This is a genomic window from Chromobacterium alkanivorans, from assembly GCF_016937655.1.
Taxonomy (GTDB): Bacteria; Pseudomonadota; Gammaproteobacteria; order Burkholderiales; family Chromobacteriaceae; genus Chromobacterium; species Chromobacterium alkanivorans.
Genome location: NZ_JAFHKL010000004.1, coordinates 366408 through 390564, shown reverse-complemented (window position 1 = coordinate 390564; position 24157 = coordinate 366408). Strand labels below are relative to the sequence as shown.

The window sequence follows — 24157 nt, the reverse complement described above, 5'->3', positions numbered from 1 at the left end:
GAGGTTTCCGGGTGGGGGACGGGAACAGCGTCAACTGCCGCGATAGGTGGAGTAGGACCACGGCGTCACCACCAGCGGCACATGGTAGTTTTCGTCCGCATTGGCGATGCCGAAACGCAACGCCACCTGGTCCAGGAAGCGCGGCTCCGGCAGCTTCACGCCCTGAGCGGCGAAGTAATCGCCGGCATGGAACAGCAGTTCGTACACGCCGGCGCGCAGTGATTCGCCTTCCAGCAGCGGGCGCTCGCAGCGGCCGTCGCGGTTGGTGGTCGCGTCGGCCAGCAATTGGCGTTGTTCGCCGTCCAGCCGGTACAACTGGCAGCGCACGCCCGCCGCCGGCTTGCCGTGCATGGTGTCCAGCACATGGGTGGATAGTTTGCCCATGGTTGTTTCTCCTTTGTTGTACGGCCCGATCTGGCGGACCTGTTGTCGATCTTGTTGTTCGCGATGGCGATTTAAAATTGTCGACAATTTGTGTTGACGATAGTGTTTGCCCACGACAATAATTGTCAACAAAATTCTGAAGGCATAGAGCAGGATATGGAAATACCGGGAGGAGACATGTTGCATTCCGCTAACGGAACGTCCGCCGCCACCGCGCCCAGGGCGTCCACCCTGGTGGGCGACGGCGCGCCGAGCAATGACGCCGACCGCCTGTACTGGGAAATCTTCGACGCGGTGATAGACCAACGGCTGTTGCCGGGGGTCAAGCTGACCGAGGCGGTGCTATGCGACGCCTTCCAGTGCTCGCGCAGCAGCGCCCGCAGCGCGTTGGCCCAGTTGGCGCACGACAAGATTGTCGATATCCAGCCCAATCGCGGCGCTTTCGTCGCCAAGCCGGACGAGAAGGAAACCCGCGATGTGTTCGAGGCGCGGCGCATGGTGGAGGCGGCGATTCTGGACAAGCTGCTGGCCTTGCCCGATCTGGCCGCGCGCTTGCCGCCGATGCGGCGCATGGTGGCCGACGAGCGCGCCGCTTTCGAACGCGGTGATCGGGTCAGCTGGATTCGCCTGTCCAACGCCTTTCATGTGCAACTGGCGCGGTTGGCCGACAACGAGGTATTGACCGAGCTGATGCACGGCCTGTGTTCGCGCACCTCGCTGATCATCGCTTTGTACGATGTGCCCGGCCGCAGCGCCTGCTCCTTCGACGAGCATGAGGCGATCCTGACGCGGCTGGAGGCCGGCGACCGCGCCGGCGCGGCGGCGGCGATGCACCACCATCTGGAGGATTGCGAGCGGCGGATGAAGGTGGAGGCCCCTGGCCGGCTGGACCCGTGGACGGTGTTCAACCTCAAGCGCTGACAGCGGGAAGGATGGCCATGCAGGCGGATTATCCACGCGATTTGATCGGCTACGGCCGCGAGCTGCCGGAGGCGAACTGGCCGGGCGCGGCGCGCATCGCCGTGCAGTTCGTGCTCAATTACGAGGAGGGCGGCGAGAGCAATGTGCTGCATGGCGACGCCGGCTCCGAGCAGTTCTTGTCGGAAATCATCGGCGCGGAGGCCTACCCGGCGCGGCATCTGTCGATGGAGTCGATTTACGAGTACGGCTCGCGCGCCGGGGTCTGGCGCGTGTTGCGCGAGTTTGAGCTGCGCGGCCTGCCGTTGACGGTGTTTGGCGTGGGCATGGCGTTGGAGCGGCACCCGGAGCTGGCCAGCGCGCTGGCGGAGCTGGGCCACGAGGTGGCCGGCCACGGCTATCGCTGGATTCATTACCAAGCGGTGGACGAGGCGGTGGAGCGCGAGCATATGCGGCGCTGCGTGGAGGCGATCCGCCGCCTGACCGGCCAGCGCCCATCCGGCTGGTACACCGGCCGCGACAGCCCCAACACGCGGCGGCTGGTGGCGGACGACGGTGGTTTTCTGTACGACTCGGATTACTACGGCGACGATCTGCCGTTCTGGACCCGGGTGCGGCGCAGCGACGGCGGCGAGCAGCCGCATCTGATCGTGCCTTACGCGCTGGACACCAACGACATGCGCTTCGCCACCGCTCAGGGCTTTAATACCGGCGAGCATTTCTTCAGTTATTTGAAAGACGCTTTCGACGTGCTCTACGCCGAGGGCGCCGACAAGCCGCGCATGTTGTCGGTGGGGCTGCATTGCCGGCTGATCGGCCGCCCCGGCCGCTTCGCCGGCCTGCGCCGCTTTCTCGATTATTTGGAAACGCATCCGCGGGTGTGGGTGTGCCGGCGGGTGGATATCGCCCGGCATTGGCGGGAAGCGCATCCTTTCACCGGAGACGGATCATGTCCTTGACGCTGGCGCAGTTGAACACGCTGCCGACGGAGCGGTTCGTCGCCGCGCTGGGCGGCATTTTCGAGCATTCGCCCTGGGTGGCGGCGCAGGCGGCCGATCAGCGGCCGTTCGCCAGCGTGGCCGATTTGCACGGCTGCATGCGGCGACAGGTGGAGGAGGCGGACGAGGAGGCGCAATTGCGCCTGATCCGCGCCCACCCTGAGCTGGCCGGCAAGGCGGCGCTGCGCGGGGAGGTGACCGCCGAATCCGCCGCCGAGCAAGGCGGCGCCGGGCTGGACCAGTGTTCGCCGCAGGAGCTGGAGCTGTTGCGGCGGCTGAACGCCGACTACCGGGCGCGCTTTGGTTTCCCCTTCATTTTGGCGGTGCGCGGCTATCAGCGCGCCGACATCATCGCCGAGTTTCAGCGGCGGCTGGCCGCCGAGCCGGAAGCGGAGCGGCAGGCCTGTTTGCAGCAGATCTACCGGATTGCCGGCCTGCGTCTGGCCGAGCTGATCGCCTAGCCGGAGCCGCTATGTCCAGCCAGATTCTCGTCATCTACTTGTTGTCCATCCTGGTGGTGATCGCCGTGCCCGGCCCGCTGTCGCTGTTCATGGTGGCCACCAGCGCCGAGCATGGCTTGCTGCGCGCCTGGCCGGCGTTTGTCGGCGGGGTGCTGGCCTCTTTGTCGCTGCTGCTCTTGTCCGCGCTGGGCGTGGGCGCGCTGATCCTGGCTTCGCCCGGCCTGTTCGCCGGTTTGCAGCTGCTGGGCGCCGGCTATTTGCTGTGGCTGGGGCTCAAGGCCTGGCGCGGCGCCGGCCAGGCCGCGGCCGCGCAGGACGGCCGCAGCGGCGCGCCGGCGCAGTGGTTTTCCCATGCCTTTCTGTTGGGCATCAGCAACCCCAAGGACATCGCTTTTTTCGTGGCGCTGCTGCCGCAGTTCATCGACGCCCAAGCGCCGCTGGCGCCGCAACTGGGCTGGATGGCGGCGGGCTGGGCGGCGATCGATTTAATGTGCAAGACCGCGTACGGCTTGCTGGCGCAGTTGTTCTTCCAGCGGCTGGCGGTGCTGCGCATGGTGTTTCTCAAGGCTTCGGCCTTGTTTTTCCTCGCACTGGGGCTGGCGCTGATCTGGAGCCGGCTGACGGCATGAACGGCGGACGGCGCGGCCTGCTTGCGCGCCGATGCACTTAAGAACGTGTTTACGATCTCGCGAGCAAGAGCGAGACAAGGCGAAAACGGCCGAAAAAGCGGAATGTACGGTTGGTACATGAGCATTTTGAGGGTGTTTTCAACGCTGTATCGCCGAAGCGCAGCAGATCGTAAACAGGTTCTAAAAAGGAGAGAGTCTGATGGCGCTTGTCAATCACCCGGCGGGAACGGTGCTGCACGCTCCGGCGGCCGATGTGCCGGAATTCGCCCGGCGTTACGCCAACCTGGCCGCCGCCGATTTCGGCGCCAGGGTTTTGGCCTGTTCCGATCAGTGGTTCGCCGCGGCGGAGCGGATGCTGCAAGCGTCCGAGCCGGTGTTCATCGTCGGCGAGTTCGACGATCACGGCAAATGGATGGACGGCTGGGAAACCCGCCGCCGCCGCAACGGCGGCTATGACCACGCGGTGATCCAGCTGGGCTTGCCCGGGGTGATCAAGGGCCTGGACATCGATACCAGCCACTTCAGCGGCAATTATCCGCCGGCGGCCTCGGTGGAGGCTTGCCGCTCGGCCGGCGATCCGGACGAGCGGACCGAGTGGGTGGAGATCCTGCCGGCCGCGTCTTTGGGCCCCTGCGCCCATCACTTCATCGCCATCGACGATGCGCGCTGCTGGACTCATCTGCGCCTGAATATCTATCCGGACGGCGGCGTGGCGCGCTTTCGGGTCTACGGCCAGCCGGTCTGCGACTGGGCGCGGCAGGACCCGGCTGTGCCGCACGAGGTGTCGGCGCTGGAAAAGGGCGGCCGCATCGTCGCCTATAACGACGCCCATTTCGGCGTGCCGTTCCGGCTGCTGATGCCGGGGCGCGGCGTGAATATGGGCGACGGCTGGGAAACCCGCCGCCGCCGCGAGCCGGGCAACGACTGGTGCATCGTCGAGCTGGGACACGCGGCGCTGGTGGAGCGCATCGAAGTGGACACCGCCCACTTCAAGGGCAATTACCCGGACCGGATTTCGGTGCAGGCCGCCTATGTCCGCCATGGCACCGATCAGTCCATCGTGACCCAGGCGATGTTTTGGGAGCCCTTGCTGCCGGAGCAGAAAACCGAGATGGACCAGCAGCACTTTTACGGCAAGGACTTGCTGCGCGATTTGGGCGCGGTCACCCATGTGCGCCTGAACATTTTCCCGGACGGCGGGGTCAGCCGCTTGCGGATCTGGGGCCGGCTGGCGGATTGAACCGGTCTGGCGGCATTGCTTCACTGAGGAGCGCGGCATGATGATTCTGTGCTTGGAGCCTTTGAGCAAACAGGCTTTTGCGCCGTTTGGCGATGTGATTGAAGCCGACGGCAGCGATTGGTTTCCCATCAACCAGGGCAGCACCCGCCGCTATCACCGGTTGGGCCTGGTCGATGTCGCCGGCGGTCTGCCCGGCATCAGCATGGCGCGCGGCGACGCGCACCGCCTGCCGCTGGAGATCCGCATGCTGGAGCGGCATCCGCTGGGCAGCCAGGCCTTCATTCCCTGCAACGGCGTCGCCTGCGTGGTGGTGGTGGCGCCGGCCTGCGCCGGCGACCGGCCGGACGAAAGCCGGATCCGCGCCTTTCTGGCGCGCGGGGATCAGGGCGTCAACTACCACCGCGGCACTTGGCATCACCCGCTGACCAGCCTGGAGCGGGCCGGCGATTTCCTCCTGCTGGACCGCATCGGCGCCGGCGACAATTGCGACGAGGTTATGTTGTCGCGGTCCTATCTCATCAATCCGGTCGGCGCGGGCTGAGTCCGCGCCGCCGTCCCTTTTTGTTGTCAAGGAGTCGGTTGTGTAATACCAGCAAGTCGCCAGGGCGGCGGCGCATGAATAAGCGGCCCGGCATCTATCAAGGAGACGAGCATGGATTCCAAGCAGTCGGTGCACCCGGTGGATCAGCGCCTGCCCATGGGCAGGCTGTTCACTCTGGGCCTGCAACATGTGTTGGTGATGTACGCCGGTGCGGTGGCGGTGCCGCTGATCATCGGCGCTTCCGTGGGTTTGCCCAAGGAGCAGATCGCGTTCCTGATCAGCGCCGACCTGTTTTGTTGCGGGGTGGTGACCTTATTGCAGTGCGTGGGCGTTCGCGGCCTGGGCATTCGGCTGCCGGTGATCATGGCGGTGACTTTCGCCGCGGTGGGGCCGATGGTGGCGATAGGCGGCAATCCGGCGCTGGGCCTGCCCGGCATCTTCGGCGCCACCATCGGCGCCGGGGTGCTCAGCCTGTTGCTGGTGCCGCTGATGGGGCGGCTGATCGGTCTGTTTCCGCCGCTGGTCACCGGGGTGGTGATCACCTCCATCGGTCTGTCCATCATCCGCGTCGGCATTGATTGGGCGGCCGGCGGCAAGGGCAATCCGGACTACGGCCATCCGCTTTACCTGAGCGTGTCGGTGGCGGTGCTGCTGTTCATTCTGCTGGTCACCCGCTATCTGAAGGGTTTTCTCTGCAATATCGCGGTGCTGCTGGGCTTGCTGTTCGGCTTTGTCCTGGCCTTGCTGCTGGGCAAGGTCAATTTGGGCGGCCTGGGCGAGGCGGCCTGGTTCGCGCCCATCGTGCCCTTCCGTTTCGGCCTGCCGCGCTTTGAGCTGTGGTCCATTCTGACGCTGACCGTGGTGATGCTGATCATCTTCGTCGAGTCCATGGGCATGTTCCTGGCGCTGGGGGAGATTGTGGAGCGTCCGGTGGACCGGGCGGCCTTGGTGCGCGGTCTGCGAGTGGACGCGCTGGGCACGGTGATAGGCGGCCTGTTCAACTCTTTTCCGCATACCTCCTTCTCGCAGAACGTCGGCCTGGTGGGCGTCACCGGCGTCAGCAGCCGCTGGGTGTGCGTGATGGCCGGCGGCATCCTGGTGGTCTTTGGCCTGGTGCCCAAGATGTCGCTGATCGTGGCGTCGATTCCGCCCTTTGTGCTGGGCGGGGCCGGCCTGGTGATGTTCGGCATGGTGCTGGCCACCGGGATCAAGATTCTGGGCAAGGTGGACTATCAGACGCAGAGGCATAATCTGCTGGTGGTGGCCATCAGCCTGGGTCTGGGCATGATTCCGACGGTGTCGCCCGGTTTCTTCCGGCAATTGCCGGAGGTGCTGGCGCCCTTGCTGCATAGCGGCATCCTGCTGGCCACGGTCAGCGCGGTGGCGTTGAACCTCTGGTTCAACGGCCTGGCGCGGCCGCGGGAAACGGCGGCGTCCGGCGTTGCGCTTGGGGAGGCCGCGCACTAGGGGCGTGTCGCGGCGGCCGGGATCAGGCGGTTTCTGCGCCCGCCGCCGCGATCTCGCGCTTGTTGCCGTACATCTTGCGGTCCGCCACCGTCAGCAGCTCGTCGATCAACAAGCCGTCCTCCGGGTAATAGGCGATGCCGATGCTGACGCCGACCGAGATCAAATGATCGTTGACCTCATAGGGCTGGTGAATCACCTGCTTCAGCCGGTTGACGATCTTGTCCGCCTCGCGGTTGGATTCGATGTCTTCCATCAGCACCACGAACTCGTCGCCGCCCAGCCGCGCCACCGTGTCCTCGCCGCGCAGTTCTTCCTTGATGCGGGCGGCGATCAGTTGCAGGATGCGGTCGCCGGTGATGTGGCCGTAAGTGTCGTTGACCGGTTTGAAGCGGTCCAGGTCCAGAAACAGCAGGGCCAGCCGCTTGCCGCTGCGGTCCACTCGCGAGATGGCGTGCTGCAGCCGGTCGTAGAACAGGTTGCGGTTGGCCAGGCCGGTCAGGCGGTCGTGGTTGGCCAGGTAGAACAGCTGGTTTTCGCGCTGGCGGCGGCCGTGCGCCAATTGCAGGTAGTGATGGGAGACCAGCAGCAGGCCGGCCAGCAAGGCCAGCGACAGGAATAGCAACATCCCCCATTCAAACGCGCCGATCTGCCGCCAGCCCAGTTGCTGGCTGATGGTCAGCAATAAGGGCTGGCTGGCGCCGCCCAGCGGGTGGCGGGCTTCCAGCCGCGGGAACAGCAGGGTTTCCAAGGCGCTGGCGTGTTCGGCGCCGCGCAGCAGGGTGGGCGGGCCGGGCGGCGGCTCGTTGCGGTGGAACAAACGCACTTCCACGCCTTCCCGCAGCGACAGCGGGCTGGGCAGCAGGCTGTCGGCGCGTATCGCCATGGCGGCGAAGTGGGCCGGCGCCAGCGAGGCGGCCAGCGGCTTGCTCAGCATGTCGTCCATCGCGCGGATCAGCAGGTAGCCGGCCGGGAGGCCGGGCAGCTTGATCTGGCTGGAGATTTCCATGCGGCCGCTTTCCAGCGCGTTTTGCAGGGCCTGGCGCGCGGCTTGCAGCCGGCCCAGGTCCGCGGCCAGCAGGCCGGGCTGGGGCATGGGTTCGATGAAGGCGAGCGAGAACAGGCCGAAGCGGCCTTCCCAGCCGTCGCCGCTGGCGGCGGGCACCGGCAGCGCCTGGCCGTACAGCTGCTTCAGGCGTTGGCCGAACATCGGCAGCTGGTCGGGGGTGATGCGTTCGATATGGCCCAGCCACAGGATTTGCGGATAGCGGCGCAGCAGTTGCCGGGCCAGTCTTTTTTCGGACGGCAGGTCCCGGCGGCGATCCAGCGCGCTGAAGGTGGCGTAGCTGTCCAGCACGGTTTCATGGCTTTGCAGCTTTTGATTGAGTTGTTCGGACAGCAGCAGGGCGTCGCGGTTGAATTGCTGCTCCGCGCCCAGCAGCGCGTGGCTGGCGATCGACAGGGCCACGAGCGCGCTCAGCACCAGCCATATCGCGATGCATCCTGCATAAACCAGCCGTGTCCGCATGTAGCAACCGTAGGAAGGGGGAAAGAGGGGATGACAGATTTTATAAGAAGGCGCGGCTATTTTTTAGCTTTGACTGATGAAAAAGCGGGTTTTAAGTAGTTGTACGTAAAACAATACTGTTGTTTTTCGTCATGAAATTGAAACCAAACGGCCCGCGCGGGCGGGCCGTTTTGGCGATGAGAACCGGGTGGGCGTCGCTTAGAGCCGCTAACAAAGCCTCGCAGAGAACCTAAACCAAGGCGCGCCGACGCAGGAAGTACAAGTCGTACGACCAGGAGGCGCAACGCGGGATCAGGGGTTTTGTTAGCGCGTCTGCGCCCAATCGGCGACCAGGCGTTGCGGCGTGCCGCAGGCCTTGCGCTTGAGCACGAAATTGCGGCATTTCTCCAGGAACTGGCCGCGGTTTTCCACCATGTCCTGGCGCATCTCCAGCAGCTCGGTCTGGCGGCAGCGCTCCATCCGCTCCAGATCCGGCTCGGCCTTGCGCGCGCGTTGCAGACGGAAGCGGTCGTCGTTCAGCGCCAGCCCGGCGGCCTGGCGCAGCCAGACGCCGAAGTCGTGCGGATCGTGCGGGCCGATGTCGTGGACCATGCCCAGACGCCAGGCTTCGCGCGCGCTTAGAGGCAGGCAGGCTTCGGTCAGTTGCCGGGCCTGTTCTTCGCCCACCGCGCGCGGCAGGCTGTAGGTCCAGTATTCCGAGCCGTACAGGCCCATGGTCTTGTAGTGCGGATTGAGCACCACGCCGCCGCGGGCGAACACCAGGTCGGCGGCCAGGGCCAGCATCACGCCGCCGGCGCCGGCGTTGCCGGTCAGGCCGGAGACCACCAGCTGGCGCGCGGTCAGCATTTCCTGGCAGACGTCGTCTATGGCCTGGATATTGGCCCAGGCCTCCAGGCCCGGTTCGGGCGCGGCCTGGATCACGTTGAGGTGGACGCCGTTGCTGAAGCTGCCGCGGCCGCCGCGCACCAGCAGCACGCGGGTGTCCTGGGCCTTGGCCCAGCGCAGCGCTTCGCTCAGCCGCCGGCATTGTTCGGTGCTCATCGCGCCGTTGTAGAACTCGAAGGTCAGCTCGCCGACGCGGCCGTATTCGCGGTAGCGGATGGGCTGGTAGCTTTCCTCGCAGTGCGGATGGGTGGCGATGGACCAGTCCAGCCGCGGCACGTCGTCCAGCAGCCCGGCCAGCACATGACGCGCCGGCTGCTTGAAGGTTTCCTCGCCGGCCTCGGGCTTGCGGCGCAGCGCGCCCAGCCACAGGCTGTGCTCGCCGGCGCCCACCAGCACGGCGTCGTCGTGCACCGCCAGCAGTTGGCCGGGCTGGCCGGCGCGGTAGTCCAGGTGGGCGTCGTAGACGTAGTAGTCGCCGCCGGCCAGCTGCGTCAGCACGCCGGGCTGGCCGTCGGCGGCGTCGATGCGGCGCTTGATTTCGGCCGCCGGTTGCTGCCACAGGAAGGCGCGGTCGCTCTGCCGCATATTGGGCTGCAGCCGGCCGCGCACATGCGTCTGGCCGTAGTCCAGCGGCGCGGGTTCGAAGCCGGCGCCGAACTTTTCCACCACGTCGCGGATGCAATACATGGCGGCGTCGCTGACCGGGCCGTTGTAGAGCTCGGATTTGCGCGTTTCCGGCGGCATGTCGAATTCGCAGCTGGACCAGATCGGGCCGGCGTCCATTTCCTCCACCGCTTGCAGCGCGGTGACGCCCCAGCGCTTCTCCCGCAGGGTGATGGCCCAGTCCAGCGCCGAGGCGCCGCGGTCGCCGACGATGCCGGGGTGGATGATGACCACCGGCCGGCTGGCGTCGCGCCACAGGGTTTCCGGCACCCGGTCCTTGAGGAAGGGGCAGATGACGAGATCGGCGCCGGATTGCTGGATGCTGGCGCTGACTTCCTGCTCGTTGGTGAACAGCTGCACGCTGACTTGGTGGCCGGACTGGCGCAATTCCAGCCAGGCGCGCTGGGTGAGTCCGTTGAACGCCGACGACAACAAGATGATTTTCAATGACCGCATGACCGCTCCTTGCCCAAAAATGAATGCATGGCCGGCGGCGGTTGCTTGCCGCGCGAGCCGTGCGCATGGGCAAGGATGATAGTTTTAGTTCTGATAATGACAAATGACTAAAGTCAAGCCTGATGCGATTGAAAATCAGAACGCAGCTTTCTGCCATCAATGATTACAGATGCTTTGGTTTTGTGATCTGTATATATGGCGACGGCGCGCGGGGAGGGGAGGGCGTGCCTAGTCCTGCTGGTTCAGGCACTGCTTGATGCCGGCCAGCTGACGCCGGCTGACCGGCAGAGGCTGGCCGATGTCGGCCAGGCGCACCTGCCATTGTTCCTCGCCGTCGGCGCTGGCGCGGAACAGTTCGCGCAGCGCGTGACGCATCACCAGGCAGTTGCGGTGAATGCGCACGGCGGCGTCGCCCAGCCGCTGTTCCAGCGCGATCAGGGTTTCGTCCAGCAGGTATTCCGCGTCCGGGGTCACCAGGGTGACGTATTTGAGTTCGGCCTTCAGATAGCGGGCCTGGGAGAAGGGGATGGGCAGCAGGCGATCGCGTTGGCGCACGGTGAAGCTGGCTTCCGGCTGCGGCGCCTCGCCGCGCTGGCGGCCGGCGCGTTCCAGCGCTTGGCGCAGCCGTTCGCGCCGCACCGGCTTGAGCAGGTAGTCGATGGCCTCCAGCTCGAAGGCGTTGACCGCGTACTGTTCATGGGCGGTGGTGAAGATCAGCTGCGGCGCCAGCGGCTGGCGTCGCAGCTGCTGGGCCAGTTCCAGGCCGGAAACGCCGGGCATGGAGATGTCGGCCAGCACGATGTCAGCCGGGTTCTGCGCCAGCCAGACCATGGCCTGGCGGCTGTCGGTCAGACAGTAAACGTGTTGCAGCCCTTGTTCGCGCAATAGTTGGCGCAGGCGTTCGCAGGCCAGCGGCTCGTCGTCCACCACCAGCGCGCGCCAGTCTTGCCAGGGGCTTACAGCACCCATTGAGGTTTGCCCAGCTTTTCCACCAGCATGCGCCAGGCTTGCAGGATTTTCTGGAACTTGTTGTTGGTGGGGGCGAGGTCGCGCACCTTGCTCAGCATATCGTGGGCGCGGCGCATATGGCTTTCGTGCCAGCCCTGGCGGTGGACGTAGGCCATGGTGGCGTTGATCAGGTTGAGCATCACCTGGATGTTCTGCGGCATTTCCTCGTGGGCTTTGACGAAGCGTTCGATGGCGGAGTCGAACTGTCCGGCCTGGGCTTCGCGCACCGCCTGGTTGTTCAGCTCCAGCACCGATTGCACGTTGTCTGCGATCAGCTGGCGGCCGTCTTCGCCCAGGCCCACTTCTTCGAACATGTCGCCGAAGCGCGCCAGCAGTTCCTCGTCGTCGTGATGGTTGCGCACCAGATCGCGCATCACGCTGTTGCCGGCGTCCTTGTGTCCCTGGGCGTAGCAGGCGCGGGCGAACTCCATCTGCGCGTCGCTGCTGAGCTTGGGCGCCAGCTGGCGGAATTTGGTTTCTGCGTCGCTGAACAACTGCCGGGCCTTGTCGCGGTTGCCTTTTTTGCTTTGCAGCTGGCTGTCCACCACGGAGGCCATCCATTCGCCTTCTTCGTTGTAGCGGTAGTCGCGGCGCAGATTGGACAGGGTGCGGCCGACGTTGGCGGTGTCGCCGCGCGCCAGTTGCACCCGCGCCAGCGCGGCGTAGTGGGTGGGGCTGCGGTGCCAGGTGTATTTGGCGATGTCCAGCGTGGTCTGGCAGGCGTCTTCCGCCACTTCCAGCTGATTGTTGAGCAGGGCCACTTCCGCCAGCTGTTGCTGGCGGCGGAACACCACCGGCGAGATGTCGGTGGCCTGCTTCAAGGTGGCCTGGGCTTCGTCCAGATTGTGGTTGCTGCGGTAGAGCTTGGCCAGCCAGTCGTAGGCTTCCATCACCCGGTCGTTGTCGGTGAGCACTTCTTCGAACAGCAGCCGCGCCTCGTCGTAGGCCTTCAGCCCGGTCAGCGATTTGGCCAAGCCCATTTTAGCCCAGGGCACCGGCTTGATGCGCAGCACGTCCATGTACAGCGAGCGCGCGCTGTCGAAGTCGCCTATCTTCAGCGCCAGCGAGCCTTTGAGCTTCATGAAGTCCAGCGTGAATTCGCCGCGCTCGCCGATCAGGCGCGAGCAGACTTCGATGGCGCTCAGGTATTCGTGGCGCATGATGGCTTCGTCCACCAGGCGGAAGGCTTCGCGGCGGCGCATCGCCTTCTCCAGCCGCTCGCGCAGCACTTCGCCGGTGAAGGGTTTGAGCAGGTAGTCGTCCGGCCCCAGCTCCGCGGCGGAGATCACGCGTTGGGAGCGGCGTTCGCCGGTGACGATCATGAACACGCAGGACTGTTTGATCAGATTGCGTTCCTTGACCTCTTCGAACAGGTAGAGGCCGTCGTAGCCGTTGCCCAGGTCGTAGTCGCACAGCACCACGTCGAACTCGTATTTGCCCATCTTGGCCAGCGCGTCGCCGGCCTTGCTGGCGTATTCCACCTTGTCGGCCCCGAAGGAGGACAAGGTCATCGCCAGCGCGCGTTGCATTTCCGGCAGGCTGTCGATGATCAGGAACAGGCGCTTGCTGTACGGATCGTCGTAGCTTTTCCGCGGCGCGGCGCCGGTCTTGCTCGCGGCGGCGACGCTTTGGAAGGTTGTGGAGTTGGTGTTGGCTGTGCTCATCTCGCTATCTTTGACGATTCTCCGCAAACTGTCATCAGTGCGACTTACAAAAATCGCTCAAGCGGCCGCCGCGGCGGCGAGCGGCTCAGCCCGAACTCAGCCGGCGCTCAGCTTGGCGTAGCGCAGGTCCAGCCACTTCACGCCGTGCTCGGCGAAATTGATTTGCAGGCGCACATCCTCGCCGCCGCCTTCGGCGTTGATCACCACGCCGCTGCCGAACTTGGCGTGTTCGACGGATTGGCCGATGCGGAAGCCCTGGCTGTTGTCGGCGGCGACGCGGCCCACTTTCGGGACCGTGCGCCAGGATGCGTTGGTCGATGCATTTGTCTTGGCCTGCGTTTTCACTTTAGCAGATAGGTCGTGGGTGAGCTCCGCCGGGATTTCGTCGACGAAGCGCGAGCGGATCGGGTAGCGGCTCTGGCCGTGCAGCATGCGGCTTTGCGCGTTGGACAGGTAGAGCCGCTGGCGGGCGCGGGTGATGGCCACGTACATCAGCCGGCGTTCCTCTTGCAGGCCCTTGCCGTCGTTCATGCTGTTTTCGTGCGGGAACAGGCCTTCTTCCAGGCCGGAGACGAAGACGGCGTCGAACTCCAGGCCCTTGGCGGCGTGCACCGTCATCAGCTGCAGCGCGTCGCTGCCGGCTTCGGCCTGGTGTTCGCCGGCCTCCAGGCTGGCGGCGCTGAGGAATTCGGTCAGCGCCTGCGCCGGCTCGTCCGGCATGAAGCCGGCGGCGGCGTTGATCAGTTCGTCCAGGTTGGCCAGCCGTTCTTCGCCTTCCTTCTTGTCCTGCTCGTACATCGCGCGCAGGCCGGAGTCGTCTATGGCCAGGCTGACGGCCTCGGCCAGCTTCAGTTCGCGGCTGCGCTCGCGCATGCGCTCCACCAGCAGCACGAATTCGCCCAGCTTGGCGGCGGTGCGGCCGCCGCCGGAGGCGCAGGCGGCCTGCCACAGCGTGACGCCCTGTTCGCGGCTGGCCGCCTGCAGGCCTTCCACCGTGCGCGCGCCTATGCCGCGCGCCGGCACGTTGATCACGCGCAGCAGCGCGTTGTCGTCTTCCGGATTGGCGATCAGGCGCAGATAGGCCAGCGCGTGCTTGACTTCCTGGCGCTCGAAGAAGCGCAGGCCGCCGTAGATGCGGTAGGGAATCTGGGCGTTGACCAGCACGTGCTCCAGCAGCCGCGACTGGGCGTTGGAGCGGTAGAGAATGGCCATGTCGGACAGGTTGAAGCCGTCGCGCTTGAGGCTGCGCACTTCGTCGGTGATGAACTCGGCTTCCTCGCCGTCGGAGTAGGCTTCGAACAGGCGGATCTTTTCGCCCTCGCCGGCGTCGGTCCACAGATTCTTGCCCAGCCGGCCGTCGTTCTGCTCGATCAGCGCGTTGGCGGCGTTGAGGATATTGCCCATCGAGCGGTAGTTCTGCTCCAGGCGCACCGGTTCGCTGACCGAGAAATCGTTGAGCAGGGAGCGCATATTGCCCACTTCCGCGCCGCGGAAGGCGTAGATGCTCTGGTCGTCGTCGCCGACGGCGAACAAGGAGCCGCCGTCGCCGGCCAGGAGCTTGAGCCAGGCGTATTGCAGGCGGTTGGTGTCCTGGAACTCGTCCACCAGGATGTGGCGGAAGCGGCTGCAGTAGTGTTGGCGCAGCGCCTGGTTGGCGCTCAGCAGTTCGTAGCTGCGCAACAGCAGTTCGGCGAAGTCCACCACGCCTTCGCGGCGGCACTGGGCGTCGTAGGCGGCGTAGAGCTCCACCAGCTTGGCTTCGTAGGGGTTGAGCGCCGGCGGCAGCTTGTCGGCGCGCAGGCCGGCTTCCTTGCTGCCGTTGATGAAGCTTTGCACCGCGCGCGGCGGGAATTTCTCGTCGGACAGCTCCAGGCTTTTCAGCAGGCGCTTGATCGCCGCCTGCTGGTCGGCGGAGTCCAGAATCTGGAAGGTCTGCGGCAGGCCGGCGTCGCGGTAGTGGGAGCGCAGGAAGCGGTTGCACAGGCCGTGGAAGGTGCCTATCCACATGGTGCGCACGTTTACCGGCACCATGGTCGCCAGCCGGGTCTGCATCTCGCGCGCGGCCTTGTTGGTGAAGGTCACCGCCAGAACGCCGCTGGGGCTGGTCTGTCCGGTGGACAGCAGCCAGGCGATGCGGGTGGTCAGCACCCGGGTCTTGCCGCTGCCCGCGCCGGCCAGCACCAGCGCGCTCTTGTCGGGCCAGGTGACGGCGCGCAGTTGTTCTGGGTTGAGGCCGGCGAGGAGATCTGTCATGGCGAGGTGTCTATCTGGTTCAGGCAAAACGCCATTTTACACCAGGCGCCGGCATCGTCGGCATTGCGTGGGGAAAAGCGAAAATGGCAGCCCGGAGGCTGCCATTCGCGGAAGGCGGGATTAGCGCCCGGCGCTTTGCGCCCAGTCGAAGCTGGGGCGGAAGCTGTCCGTCAAGGTCAGCGCCATGCTGGCGGTGATGTGGTCCTTGTCCTGATAGCGCACTTTGCCGTCGCGGCTGGCGAAGCAGGTCTTGGCGTCGCAGAACTGGTCCAAGGGGTCCCACAGGCGAATATTGGCGTGACGAGCGGCGACGCGTTGCAACAACTGGACAATTTGCAGGCGACGGCTCTCGACTTCCGCGCGCGGAGCGTCGCAGGCCGCCGCGCCCAAACGGGCCACGCATTCCGGCGGCGACTTGCTCATTTCCGCCTCCGGCAGCACCAGGACGACTTTCAAGCCCAGGCCGGCCATGTCTTGCGCGCTGCGGTCCAACGATTGTTCCAGGACTTGCAGCGAGGAGGCGCGGTCCAGCGGAGCGACGCCGGCCTTCATGCCGCCGGATACGCCGGGGATGCCTTCGAGGCCGGCCGCCACCAGACCGGTCATGGCCGGCCTGCCCGGCAGGTCTTGGGCGGTATAGCTGTTCCAGCGCGCATTGAGCAGCACGCCGGTGACGCCTTGAGCCGCCAGCTGCGGCAGCTCCGCGCGCACGGCCCGCGCGAAGCTGGGGCACCAACTGCGTTTTTTGCCTTCGCCCACCGGCATGGCGTCGGCCAGCGGCGGACAGCCATGGTAGACCCGGCGCAGGATGGCGACGCCGCGTTCTTTGGCCAGCGCGTCGTACAGCGGCATCAGATGGTCGGTATGGGAGTCGCCCCAGGCCAGCAGTTTAAGCGGCGCGCCCGGCGCGCCGATCAGGCATTGCGCGCGCGGCGGCAAGGGCGTGCCGTCGGCCGGCATGCCGCAATCGCCCACAAAATGAAAAGCGTCGCTCTTGGCTTGCAGAATGCTTTGTTGTCCCGGCCAAGGGAAGTGCTTGGGCAGATACATGGCGACCGTGCCCAGCAGCCACAGGCCCAGGGTGATGCTCAGGCCGGTCCGCAGCGTGGGTTTGACGTCGCGCAGCTTTCGCCATTGTCCCCGACGCAGCGGCTGCTCCACATAGCGGTAGCTCAGCCAGGCCAGCGCCAGCGCCAGGACGCCGCCCAAGAGCAGGTCGCGCGTCAGGTCGCGCTCGCCCAGGCCCCAGTAACGGCCCAGCGCCAGCAGCGGCCAGTGCCACAGATAAAAGCCGTAGGACAGGAGGCCAATGCTGGTCCACGGACGGGAGCCGATGCAGCGGCTGATCGGGTTGGACGGGTCCAGCATGCCGGCCAGAATGAACAGCACGCTGCCGGCGACCGGCAACAACACGATGACGCCGGGAAAGACCATGCGCTCATTCAGCAGCGCGATGGACCCCAGCAACAGCGCCAGGCCGAGCGCGGCGATGGGCAATGCCCAGCGTCTTCCCTTGCGCGGAGGCGGCAGCACCGCCAGCAAGGCGCCGGCGGCGAATTCCCAGGCGCGGGCGGGCATCAGGTAAAAGGCCTGCGGCGTATCGCGATAGGACAGCCATAGGCTCAGGGCCAGCGATCCTAGCAAGACCGCGCCAAGGGTCAAGCGCATGCGCGCGTCGGTGACATGGCGATCCGCCTTGCTTAAGCGGAAGACGCCCCAGAGCAGCAAGGGCCAGACCAGATAGTACTGTTCCTCCACCGCCAGCGACCAAGTGTGCAGCAAGACTTTGAGATCGGCGTCGGAGTCGAAATAATCGAAGGCGTGCTTGAGGAAGTGATGGTTGGCGGACAGGGTGGCGACCGCGCGGACTTCCCGCCCCAGCTTGATCTGGTCGTCCGGCAGCATCACGAAGTAGGCCAGGATCAGGCTGGAGATCAAGACCAGAGCCAGGGCCGGCGCCAGCCTGCGGATGCGGCGCGCGTAGAAAGCCTTGAAGTCGATGCGGCCTTGCGCCAGCAGCTCTTGACGCAGCAGGCCGCTGATCAGAAAACCGGAAATGACAAAAAAGATATCGACGCCGACGAAGCCGCCGCCGAATCCGGGCAGGCCGATGTGAAAGGCGACCACGCTGAGCACGGCCAGCGCGCGAAGGCCGTCGATGTCTGGTCGGTAAGCTTTGGCGTCGATACAGGAGTTAAGGGTGAGCGACATATTGCGGAGGGGTCAGGCCATGATTATGGCTTGAATAATGAAAAACTAAACATTTTATCGGTATTTCGGCTTGCTATCCTGGTTTTATCACCATAAGAAAGTATGTTGTTAGCATTGAAAGGAAGGCCGGATAGCCTAGGAACTCCCAATAGCGGGCGTAGCGCCAGTAGCGCGCCGGCAGCGGCTGGCCGGCGGCCACGGCCGTGCGCGCCATCTCCGCCATCCGGGTTTGCAGCCGCAGCACCGGCAGCCAGCACAGGCCGGCGAACAGGAACAAGCCGATGGAGGCGAGCAGCCAGCCGCTGGCGAGCGGCCAGCCGGCCTGCCGCGCCAGCCACAGGCCGGACAGCGGCTGAAAGATCACCGCCGGCGTGGTGAACCACCAGTCGGCGCGCACCACCAGCCGCGCCACCTCGGCCTGGGCCGCGCTCTGGCGGCCGCGGTTGGCGAAGAACAGGTAGAAGGCGGAGCCGAAGCCGGTGCCCACCATCAGGGTGGCGGACAGGATGTGCAGGGTTTTGACCACGAGATAGGCGTTCATGCGGCAGTCTCCCGGCGGGCGCCCAGCCACAGCAGCATGGCCAGGATGGGCAGGTTTTTCACAAGGGGCGCGAACGGGTGCAGCCAGTTTTCCGGCAGCCAGAACGCCAGCGTCAGGCTGTAGCCGGCGACGGCGGCGGCTTGAGCCCACCACAAGGCGCGGCAAGGGCGCCACAGGGTCAACAGGCCGAAGGCGAGGTCCAGGCCGCAGGCGGCGAGAAACAGCGGGGCGGCCCAGTCGGCGGGCAGCGGCAAGCGCTGCAGCAAGGAGACGGACGCGTCCCAGGCGCTGAGCGGCGGTTGCAGGCCGCTCCACAGCCACAGCGCCGCTAGCGCGTATTCGATGCCGCGGGTGGACGGATTCATGGCGCGTCCCGGAATTGGCTGCTGGCCAGCGGCGCGCGCTGCAGCAGCGCGCCGAGCGCGGCCGGGTCGCCGCAGCTGCCGCGGTTCAGCATGGCCAGGGCGTCGCGGCTGATCAGGCTGGACGGCCAGCGTTCGGTCAAGGCCGCCAGCGCTCGGCTGGCTTGCGGTGGCAGGTTGAGGATGCAGGCCGGAGACGAGAGGCCTTGCAGTTGGCGCAATTGGCGCAGGTAGTCGGCCAGGGTCAGCGCCTCGGCGCCGACGAAATCGACGACGCCTTCCGGCGCGTCGTCGGCCAGAGCCAGCCGCGCCAGCCCCTCCACCGCGTCGCCGAGCGCCACCGGCTGGATGCGTTGATCGCCGCCGTCCGGCAGCAGCCACAAGGGCAGCCGCGCCAGCAGCAGCAGCAGGCGGCTGCTGGCGCCTTGCGGGCCGTAGATCAGCGAGGGGCGGGCGATGCGCGCTTCCAGTCCGCTGGCGAGCAGGGCGGCGTCGCCGCGGCCCTTGCCGGCCAGGAACAGGGTGTCCGCTTGCGGGTCCGCGCCGAGGGCGGACAGCTGCACCCAGCGCCGCACGTCAGCCTGATAGGCCATGCTGGCCAGTTGCAGCGGTCCCAGGTGGTGAATGGCTTCCAGCGCGCCGGCCGGCCGGTCCAGCAACTGGCCGGCGGCGTTGACCACCACGTCGACGTCTTCCAGCCAGTGGCGCCAATCGGCGCGGGGGCGGCACAAGTCCAGCTGGCGGCGGCTGGGCGCGCTGACGCGGTGGCCGTCTTGTTCCAGCCGCTGGCGCAGCGGCCGGCCGACGAAGCCGCCGCCGCCCAAGAGCAGTATTTTCATTGCGCGGCCTCCTGAGGCGCGGCCTGAGTCTGTCGCGCGATGGGGCGCGGTGCGACTTGCCGCCAGACCAGGCGCAGCAGCACCAGCAACTGCGCGACCACGCCCAGCAAGGCCCACATCAGGATGCCGCGGATGTCCAGCCACAGGGAGGCGGAGGGGGCGTCCGGCGCGAACAGCAGCACGGCCAGCAAGGGGCCGGCCAGAATCAGGATCAGGAAGGCGCGCTGCCAGAACGGGCCGCCGGCGCCGTGCTCGCACAGCGCCTGGGTCACTTGTTGCAGCGGGCCGGCCAACAGCCACCAGCACAACAGGCTGCACAGCAGGGGCACGACGATCATGCTGGTAATGAATCCGCTCATGGTGGTTCTCCTTTGTTTCTGAAATTTCTGTCAAAACAGAAATGTGGTGGCGAAAAAATTCGCGGGAATTCCGGCGGCTCCAAGCCGCCCGACGCCGCCCGCGCGCGGCGAGTTTATTTATCCCGTCCCAGCAGCTTCTGAATGCTGGCGCCCATTTTCAATACCCGGCTCAGGGTGGCGGTGGACAGGCGCAGCATTTCCCGGGTCCAGGAGGTCAGCGTTTCCATGAAGTGCCAGGTGTTGCGGATGCGTTCCTGCGCCAGCGGGCTTTCCTGCTGGAAGTCCGGGCTGTCCATGCATTCCTTCAGCACCAGCAGCGTGGGTTCGATTTCGCGGCGCTGCCGCTCGGCCACGATGATGCGGAACAGTTCCCAGACGTCGCCGGAGGTTTCGAAGTGGTCGCGACGGTCGCCCAGCACGTGCACGGTGCGGATCAGCTGCCAGTTCTGCAGCTCTTTCAGGCTGTTGCTGACGTTGGAGCGGGCCACGGTGAGGGTGTCGGCCAGTTCTTCGGCGTTCAGCGGGCGGCCGGTGATGAACAGCAGCGCGTGTATTTGAGCGACGGTGCGGTTCACGCCCCAGCGGGTGCCCATTTCGCCCCAGTGCAGCACGAAGCGTTGGGATACGGGTGTCAGTTCCATGGCGTTAACAATATTTGTTTCCGAAATTTCTGTCAACACAGAAATTCATTGGCATGGCGATAAGCCTGCAGGCGGAGCAAAGGCCGAGCCCGGCTGCGGGCGCGGCGTCGACGGCGTCAGTGTTGGTGGAACAGGGCGTTGTGTCCGGCGGCGCCGGTTTCGGCGGTCTGGGCCTTGCGGCCGCGGATGCGGTCCCACACTTTTTCGTGGAAGTAATAGGCCACGGTGTTGACCAGCGGCTCCACCAGGGCCAGCAGGCTGGAGACGCCGATGTTGCCGGTCAGCAGATAAGCCACGCTGAAGGCGACGGTGAAATGGCAGATGGAGAAGGTGATGGTCTTGAGCATGGTTGGGCTCCACGGTGAGAATTTATTGAATGATAGTCATTCTCATTTGTGTGCGCCAGTTGATTCTTGCGTTCAGGTCGATAGCGTGAAGCTAATGGGGGGTTGGTGTTGATTAAGGACTGGCCGGCGGCGGCGCGTAGGCCGCCGCCGGCGGGGAGGCTTACTGTTTGACGCCCAATTCGCGCAGGCGCTCGTTCAAATAGCCGTCCGCGGTGTAGCGCTCGGACAGCACCACCTCCGGGCGCGGATGCAGGAACAGCGGCAGCGAGATGCGGCTCTTGGTCGCGCCTTCGCCGCTGGGGTTGACCACGCGGTGCTGGGTGGACGGGTAGTAACCGCCGGAGGCCTCTTGCAGCATGTCGCCGATATTGACCACCAGGGTGCCGAAATCACAGGGCACGTCCAGCCACTCGCCCTGCTTGTCCTGCACTTGCAGGCCGGGTTCGTTGGCGGCGGGCAGGATGGTCAGCAGATTGATGTCGCCGTGGGCGGCGGCGCGCAGCGAGCCGGCCGGTTCCCGGCCGGTCAGCGGCGGGTAGCGCAGCACGCGCAGCAGGGTTTTCTGGCTGTCGGCGATCATGTGGGACAGCGGTTCGGTATAGCTGGCGGCGATATGGGCGGGGGTGTATTGCTGCACCCAGGACAGCAGTTCCTGCGCCAGCTGGTTGGCGACGGCGTAGTAGCGGTCGGCGTCTGCCTTGAGTTCCGGCGGCACGCGGCCCCACGGGTAGATGTGGAAGTATTCCTTGATGTCTTTCAGGCTTGCGCCCTTGGCGGTTTCCGATACCTCCGGGGAGAACCAGCCGTCCTGGCGTTCCATCGAGAAAGCGTAGTCGTATTTGGCCTGGCTGTTGAAGAAGGCCAGCCAGTCGGCGTAGATCTTTTCCACCAGGCTTTGCGGGATCGGATGGTTGACCAGCACGCCGAAGCCGGTTTCGTGCAGCGAGCGGGTGAATTGTTCCGCCGCGTCCGGCGCGTGGTAGTCGACAACTCTGACATTCATGGGGTGGGGTTCCTGAGGATTGCAGGACGCTGCCATTCAATGGCGGGGCAGGCGCCGAGGGCTGGGATTCTACCCGCGCCTCCCGGCATCACCAAGCATGGGTCGCCGTCTCGAGGGATGGGTGTAGCGTCGCGGCAACGCCGCCTTGGAAGCTGTTTACGAGCCGCTGCGCGTCGTGAGACGCGGCACGGTGGGGGCCGCGCCGAAATGCTCATGCTCCACTTGTACTTTCCGCTTTCTCAGAACGTGTTTACGATCTCGCGAGCTAAGGCGAGACAAGGCGAAAACGAGCGAAAAAGCGGAATGTACTCGTGGTACATGAGCATTTTGAGCTCGGTTTCAACGCCGTATCGCCGACGCGCAGCAGATCGTAAACAGGTTCTCAGCGGTTTCCGCCTGGTCTCGCCCAAGCGCGCGAGGCTTTGCCCAGGCGTTTAGCCGACGGCGCGGACGAGCGGGGGCGCGCCGTCGCCTGCCGGGGCCTCGGCGCGGAGCCGGCCCGCGCGCAGCAACTGCTGGACGCGCCAGAACAGGATGTCGGAGGACAGCAGCGCTTCCCGGATGTGGACGAGGGCGTCGCCGACCAGGCGGGACACCGCGCGCGGCTGCTCGCCGCTCAGTTCCAGCAGCAGCGCGTCGTAGCGGTCCAGCGGCGCTTCGACGACGTCATCGTCTTGCAGGCGGCGCAGGCCCTGGCCGTGCTCGCGCCAATGGCGCCATTGCGCGGCCAGCGCTTCGCGTTCTCCGGCCGTCAGCGGACGAGCCCGTTCGCCGGCGGCGGGCAAACGTTCCAGCGGCAGCATGGCCACGCTCCATTCCGCCAGGCTCTCTTCCCGCGGCCAAAGGGGCTCGGGGACCGAGACCACGGCCAAGGGGCAGTCCGCCGGCAGTTGCTCGGCCAGCAGCGCCAGCGCCAGTTGCTCGCCGGCGCTGCGGCCTTGCCAGACGGTGAGCGGCCGCGGCCGCTCCAGCAGCCGCAGCAAAGCCTTGCGGCCGGCCTGATGCCGGCGCAGCCAGTCGTCCTCGCATTCCGGCAGCCAGGGCTGGGCCTGCAGCAGCTGCTGGTGCCAGGCCAGGCGCAGGCCCTGATCGATGGCGTCGGCGTCCAGCAGCGGGCCGGCGCTCAGGTCTTCGATGAAGGGCAGCACCTCGCCGTCGAGCAGGCCGTCGCGCCGCAGCGCGCTCAGCATGCCGGCGGCGGAGTCGCCGACGGCGAGGTGGACCCGCTCAGCGCTCATACGCGCTGGTCCATATCCAGAGCCGGGGTGCCTTCGGCGCGGGCCACCACGCGGGCGGGCACGCCGACCACGGTGGTGTGGGCCGGCACGTCCTCCAGCACCACGCTGCCGGCGCCTATCTTGGCGCAGGCGCCCACCTGGATATTGCCGAGAATGGAGGTGTTGGCGCCGATCAGCACGCCGTCGGCGATCTTGGGGTGGCGGTCGCCGTGTTCCTTGCCGGTGCCGCCCAGGGTGACGCCCTGCAGCATCGAGACGTTGTCGCCGATGACGGCGGTTTCGCCCACCACCACGCCGGTGCCGTGGTCCAGCATCACGCCCTGGCCGATGCGCGCGGCCGGGTGGATGTCGGCGCCGGTGACTTCCGAGATGCGGTTCTGCAGGAACAGCGCCAGGGTTTTGCGTTCCTCACGCCACAGCCAGTGGGTGATGCGTTGGCACTGGATGGCGTGGAAGCCTTTGAAGTAGAGCAGCGGGGTGGAGTAGTTGTCGCAGGCCGGGTCGCGGTCGAAGCAGGCGCTGATGTCGGCGCGCGCGGCGGCGCTGATGGCCGGATCCGCGTCCAGCGCCTCGCGGAACAATTCCATCAGCGCGCGGGCGTCCATCACCGGGCTGGCGAGCTTGCTGGACAGGTGGAAGGCCAGCACGTCTTCCAGGGTGTTGTGGCGCAGTACGGTCATGTGCAGGAAACTGGCCAGCATCGGCTCGTCTTGCGCGGCGTGTTCGGCTTCCTGCCGGATGGCGAACCAGAGCGGATCGCCGTTTGCTTCGTTCATTGTGCGAAACTCCCATCCGCTGGGGCGGCGCGGCCTCAGCGGTCTTTCAATTGCCAGAATAGTGCGCGGTCGAACGGGGACCACCAGGCGGTGCGCACGCCGCTGGCGGCCAGCGCGTCGCGCACCCACTGGTTGCAGGTGGTCAACGGGCTGTAGCGGCCTTGGGCCAGGTAAAACGCGTCCTGATCATGATAATGATAGCCCCGCATCCACAGGGCCTGTCCGGCCGCGTCGCGGGCGACGGCGGCCTGGATGAAGCCGGTCAGCCGACGGTATTGTTCCGGCGCGAGCAGCAGGCGCCGGGTGGCGGCGCCTTCGCGCGGCATCGGCAGGTATTCCACGTGCAACACGGCGCCGTCCAGTCCGGACAAGGCGTAAAGCGCTTTGCCGGGGGTGAGGTCGGACCAGTCCCGCGTTTCTAGGAAAAAGCTGCGGCTGCCCCAGCCTATGCCCACATAGGGCAGTTTGTCCAGATTGGGCCCGGCCCGCGGATGCCGCGGGGAGAAGGTCCCGTCCCAGTCCATGCCCGGGGCGCGGCGGGGCAGCAGCAGGCCGGCGTGCACGCCGTTGCTGTCCAGATAGACCGGAACGCCGGCGTCGTCCTGCCGCCAGTCCAGGTTGACCGGCAGCAGCCCAAACGCCAGCGCGGCGAGCAGGTAGAGCGGAATCGGCGCCAGCAGGCCCAGCGCCGCGCGCGCCAACAGGCGCGGCAGCCGGGCCGCCGGACGCGGCGGGCGGGATGGCATCG

24 protein-coding genes are annotated in these 24157 nt (G+C 66.1%); 7 read left to right on the top strand and 17 right to left on the bottom strand.

The window, feature by feature from the left end:
* Positions 1-30: 30 nt before the first annotated feature.
* A complete protein-coding gene (uraH, locus tag JW897_RS09910) occupies positions 31-384 on the bottom strand; it encodes a hydroxyisourate hydrolase (RefSeq protein WP_048413636.1) in 354 nt (117 codons plus the stop codon).
* Between the two features lie 177 nt (positions 385-561).
* On the opposite strand from uraH, the gene JW897_RS09905 reads away from it, so the two are divergent.
* The 7 genes from JW897_RS09905 (at position 562) to JW897_RS09875 (ending at position 6638) form a co-directional block, all read left to right on the top strand.
* Positions 562-1305: a GntR family transcriptional regulator gene (locus JW897_RS09905; protein ID WP_205465949.1), complete on the top strand. Its 744-nt coding sequence runs from the start codon at positions 562-564 to the stop codon at positions 1303-1305.
* A 17-nt stretch (positions 1306-1322) separates the two neighbouring features.
* Positions 1323-2261 (top strand): allantoinase PuuE, encoded by a 939-nt coding sequence (gene puuE / locus JW897_RS09900; protein ID WP_205465948.1) that lies wholly within the window; start codon positions 1323-1325, stop codon positions 2259-2261.
* Positions 2252-2761 (top strand): 2-oxo-4-hydroxy-4-carboxy-5-ureidoimidazoline decarboxylase, encoded by a 510-nt coding sequence (gene uraD / locus JW897_RS09895; RefSeq protein WP_205465947.1) that lies wholly within the window; start codon positions 2252-2254, stop codon positions 2759-2761. The genes puuE and uraD overlap by 10 nt, the downstream gene beginning before the upstream one ends.
* Positions 2762-2772: 11 nt before the next feature.
* The gene (locus tag JW897_RS09890; protein ID WP_205465946.1) at positions 2773-3390 is read left to right on the top strand and encodes a LysE family translocator; all 618 of its coding nucleotides are present in this window, start codon (positions 2773-2775) and stop codon (positions 3388-3390) included.
* A gap of 199 nt (positions 3391-3589) precedes the next feature.
* Entirely contained in the window at positions 3590-4630 is a 1041-nt protein-coding gene (gene alc / locus JW897_RS09885; RefSeq protein ID WP_205465945.1) for an allantoicase, read from the top strand.
* A gap of 37 nt (positions 4631-4667) precedes the next feature.
* Entirely contained in the window at positions 4668-5171 is a 504-nt protein-coding gene (locus JW897_RS09880) for an ureidoglycolate lyase (protein ID WP_205465944.1), read from the top strand.
* Positions 5172-5282: 111 nt separating this feature from the next.
* Positions 5283-6638, top strand: coding sequence for a nucleobase:cation symporter-2 family protein (locus tag JW897_RS09875; RefSeq protein WP_205465943.1), 1356 nt, complete (start codon positions 5283-5285; stop codon positions 6636-6638).
* Between the two features lie 22 nt (positions 6639-6660).
* Here the strand turns inward: JW897_RS09875 and JW897_RS09870 are convergent, their stop codons facing one another.
* The 16 genes from JW897_RS09870 to JW897_RS09795 all read right to left on the bottom strand — a co-directional run bounded on the left by JW897_RS09870 (position 6661) and on the right by JW897_RS09795 (position 24155).
* Positions 6661-8118 carry a diguanylate cyclase domain-containing protein gene (locus JW897_RS09870; protein ID WP_205465942.1) on the bottom strand — a complete coding sequence of 486 codons (1458 nt, stop codon included), beginning with the start codon at positions 8116-8118 and terminating at the stop codon, positions 6661-6663.
* Positions 8119-8466: 348 nt separating this feature from the next.
* On the bottom strand, positions 8467-10167 hold the full coding sequence (locus tag JW897_RS09865; RefSeq protein ID WP_205465941.1) for a hydrogenase maturation protein: 1701 nt from the start codon (positions 10165-10167) through the stop codon (positions 8467-8469).
* A 228-nt stretch (positions 10168-10395) separates the two neighbouring features.
* On the bottom strand, positions 10396-11136 hold the full coding sequence (locus tag JW897_RS09860) for a LytR/AlgR family response regulator transcription factor (protein ID WP_205465940.1): 741 nt from the start codon (positions 11134-11136) through the stop codon (positions 10396-10398).
* Positions 11124-12839, bottom strand: a complete 1716-nt coding sequence (locus tag JW897_RS09855) for a tetratricopeptide repeat-containing response regulator (protein ID WP_205465939.1) — start codon at positions 12837-12839, stop codon at positions 11124-11126. Before JW897_RS09855 ends, JW897_RS09860 begins: the two co-directional genes overlap by 13 nt.
* A 96-nt stretch (positions 12840-12935) precedes the next feature.
* Positions 12936-15092 carry a UvrD-helicase domain-containing protein gene (locus tag JW897_RS09850; protein ID WP_205465938.1) on the bottom strand — a complete coding sequence of 719 codons (2157 nt, stop codon included), beginning with the start codon at positions 15090-15092 and terminating at the stop codon, positions 12936-12938.
* A 120-nt stretch (positions 15093-15212) separates the two neighbouring features.
* On the bottom strand, positions 15213-17303 hold the full coding sequence (locus tag JW897_RS09845) for an acyltransferase family protein (protein ID WP_053077290.1): 2091 nt from the start codon (positions 17301-17303) through the stop codon (positions 15213-15215).
* Between the two features lie 73 nt (positions 17304-17376).
* The gene (locus tag JW897_RS09840) at positions 17377-17844 is read right to left on the bottom strand and encodes a DUF2269 family protein (RefSeq protein ID WP_048413624.1); all 468 of its coding nucleotides are present in this window, start codon (positions 17842-17844) and stop codon (positions 17377-17379) included.
* Positions 17841-18209, bottom strand: coding sequence for a DoxX-like family protein (locus JW897_RS09835; protein WP_048413623.1), 369 nt, complete (start codon positions 18207-18209; stop codon positions 17841-17843). Before JW897_RS09835 ends, JW897_RS09840 begins: the two co-directional genes overlap by 4 nt.
* Positions 18206-19045, bottom strand: a complete 840-nt coding sequence (locus tag JW897_RS09830) for an NAD-dependent epimerase/dehydratase family protein (protein ID WP_205465937.1) — start codon at positions 19043-19045, stop codon at positions 18206-18208. The genes JW897_RS09835 and JW897_RS09830 overlap by 4 nt, the downstream gene beginning before the upstream one ends.
* Positions 19042-19404, bottom strand: a complete 363-nt coding sequence (locus tag JW897_RS09825) for a hypothetical protein (protein ID WP_048413621.1) — start codon at positions 19402-19404, stop codon at positions 19042-19044. Before JW897_RS09825 ends, JW897_RS09830 begins: the two co-directional genes overlap by 4 nt.
* A 113-nt stretch (positions 19405-19517) precedes the next feature.
* Complete coding sequence (locus JW897_RS09820; RefSeq protein ID WP_205465936.1) at positions 19518-20045, bottom strand: GbsR/MarR family transcriptional regulator; 528 nt, start codon at positions 20043-20045, stop codon at positions 19518-19520.
* Positions 20046-20161: 116 nt separating this feature from the next.
* Positions 20162-20392, bottom strand: a complete 231-nt coding sequence (locus JW897_RS09815; protein ID WP_205465935.1) for a DUF2061 domain-containing protein — start codon at positions 20390-20392, stop codon at positions 20162-20164.
* 160 nt (positions 20393-20552) lie between these two features.
* On the bottom strand, positions 20553-21395 hold the full coding sequence (locus JW897_RS09810; protein WP_048413618.1) for an isopenicillin N synthase family dioxygenase: 843 nt from the start codon (positions 21393-21395) through the stop codon (positions 20553-20555).
* Between the two features lie 434 nt (positions 21396-21829).
* Positions 21830-22633, bottom strand: a complete 804-nt coding sequence (locus JW897_RS09805) for a DUF3658 domain-containing protein (protein ID WP_205465934.1) — start codon at positions 22631-22633, stop codon at positions 21830-21832.
* Positions 22630-23409, bottom strand: a complete 780-nt coding sequence (gene cysE, locus JW897_RS09800; protein WP_048413616.1) for a serine O-acetyltransferase — start codon at positions 23407-23409, stop codon at positions 22630-22632. Before cysE ends, JW897_RS09805 begins: the two co-directional genes overlap by 4 nt.
* Before the next feature lie 35 nt (positions 23410-23444).
* Positions 23445-24155 (bottom strand): TIGR02117 family protein, encoded by a 711-nt coding sequence (locus JW897_RS09795; RefSeq protein WP_205465933.1) that lies wholly within the window; start codon positions 24153-24155, stop codon positions 23445-23447.
* Between the last annotated feature and the right edge of the window lie 2 nt (positions 24156-24157).

Coding starts and splice junctions, on each gene's coding strand:
- uraH (WP_048413636.1), bottom strand. CDS start 384: ATGGGCAAACTATCCACCCATGTGCTGGACACCATGCACGGCAAGCCG.
- JW897_RS09905 (WP_205465949.1), top strand. CDS start 562: ATGTTGCATTCCGCTAACGGAACGTCCGCCGCCACCGCGCCCAGGGCG.
- puuE (WP_205465948.1), top strand. CDS start 1,323: ATGCAGGCGGATTATCCACGCGATTTGATCGGCTACGGCCGCGAGCTG.
- uraD (WP_205465947.1), top strand. CDS start 2,252: ATGTCCTTGACGCTGGCGCAGTTGAACACGCTGCCGACGGAGCGGTTC.
- JW897_RS09890 (WP_205465946.1), top strand. CDS start 2,773: ATGTCCAGCCAGATTCTCGTCATCTACTTGTTGTCCATCCTGGTGGTG.
- alc (WP_205465945.1), top strand. CDS start 3,590: ATGGCGCTTGTCAATCACCCGGCGGGAACGGTGCTGCACGCTCCGGCG.
- JW897_RS09880 (WP_205465944.1), top strand. CDS start 4,668: ATGATGATTCTGTGCTTGGAGCCTTTGAGCAAACAGGCTTTTGCGCCG.
- JW897_RS09875 (WP_205465943.1), top strand. CDS start 5,283: ATGGATTCCAAGCAGTCGGTGCACCCGGTGGATCAGCGCCTGCCCATG.
- JW897_RS09865 (WP_205465941.1), bottom strand. CDS start 10,167: ATGCGGTCATTGAAAATCATCTTGTTGTCGTCGGCGTTCAACGGACTC.
- JW897_RS09860 (WP_205465940.1), bottom strand. CDS start 11,136: ATGGGTGCTGTAAGCCCCTGGCAAGACTGGCGCGCGCTGGTGGTGGAC.
- JW897_RS09855 (WP_205465939.1), bottom strand. CDS start 12,839: ATGAGCACAGCCAACACCAACTCCACAACCTTCCAAAGCGTCGCCGCC.
- JW897_RS09850 (WP_205465938.1), bottom strand. CDS start 15,092: ATGACAGATCTCCTCGCCGGCCTCAACCCAGAACAACTGCGCGCCGTC.
- JW897_RS09845 (WP_053077290.1), bottom strand. CDS start 17,303: ATGTCGCTCACCCTTAACTCCTGTATCGACGCCAAAGCTTACCGACCA.
- JW897_RS09840 (WP_048413624.1), bottom strand. CDS start 17,844: ATGAACGCCTATCTCGTGGTCAAAACCCTGCACATCCTGTCCGCCACC.
- JW897_RS09835 (WP_048413623.1), bottom strand. CDS start 18,209: ATGAATCCGTCCACCCGCGGCATCGAATACGCGCTAGCGGCGCTGTGG.
- JW897_RS09830 (WP_205465937.1), bottom strand. CDS start 19,045: ATGAAAATACTGCTCTTGGGCGGCGGCGGCTTCGTCGGCCGGCCGCTG.
- JW897_RS09825 (WP_048413621.1), bottom strand. CDS start 19,404: ATGAGCGGATTCATTACCAGCATGATCGTCGTGCCCCTGCTGTGCAGC.
- JW897_RS09820 (WP_205465936.1), bottom strand. CDS start 20,045: ATGGAACTGACACCCGTATCCCAACGCTTCGTGCTGCACTGGGGCGAA.
- JW897_RS09815 (WP_205465935.1), bottom strand. CDS start 20,392: ATGCTCAAGACCATCACCTTCTCCATCTGCCATTTCACCGTCGCCTTC.
- JW897_RS09810 (WP_048413618.1), bottom strand. CDS start 21,395: ATGAATGTCAGAGTTGTCGACTACCACGCGCCGGACGCGGCGGAACAA.
- JW897_RS09805 (WP_205465934.1), bottom strand. CDS start 22,633: ATGAGCGCTGAGCGGGTCCACCTCGCCGTCGGCGACTCCGCCGCCGGC.
- cysE (WP_048413616.1), bottom strand. CDS start 23,409: ATGAACGAAGCAAACGGCGATCCGCTCTGGTTCGCCATCCGGCAGGAA.
- JW897_RS09795 (WP_205465933.1), bottom strand. CDS start 24,155: ATGCCATCCCGCCCGCCGCGTCCGGCGGCCCGGCTGCCGCGCCTGTTG.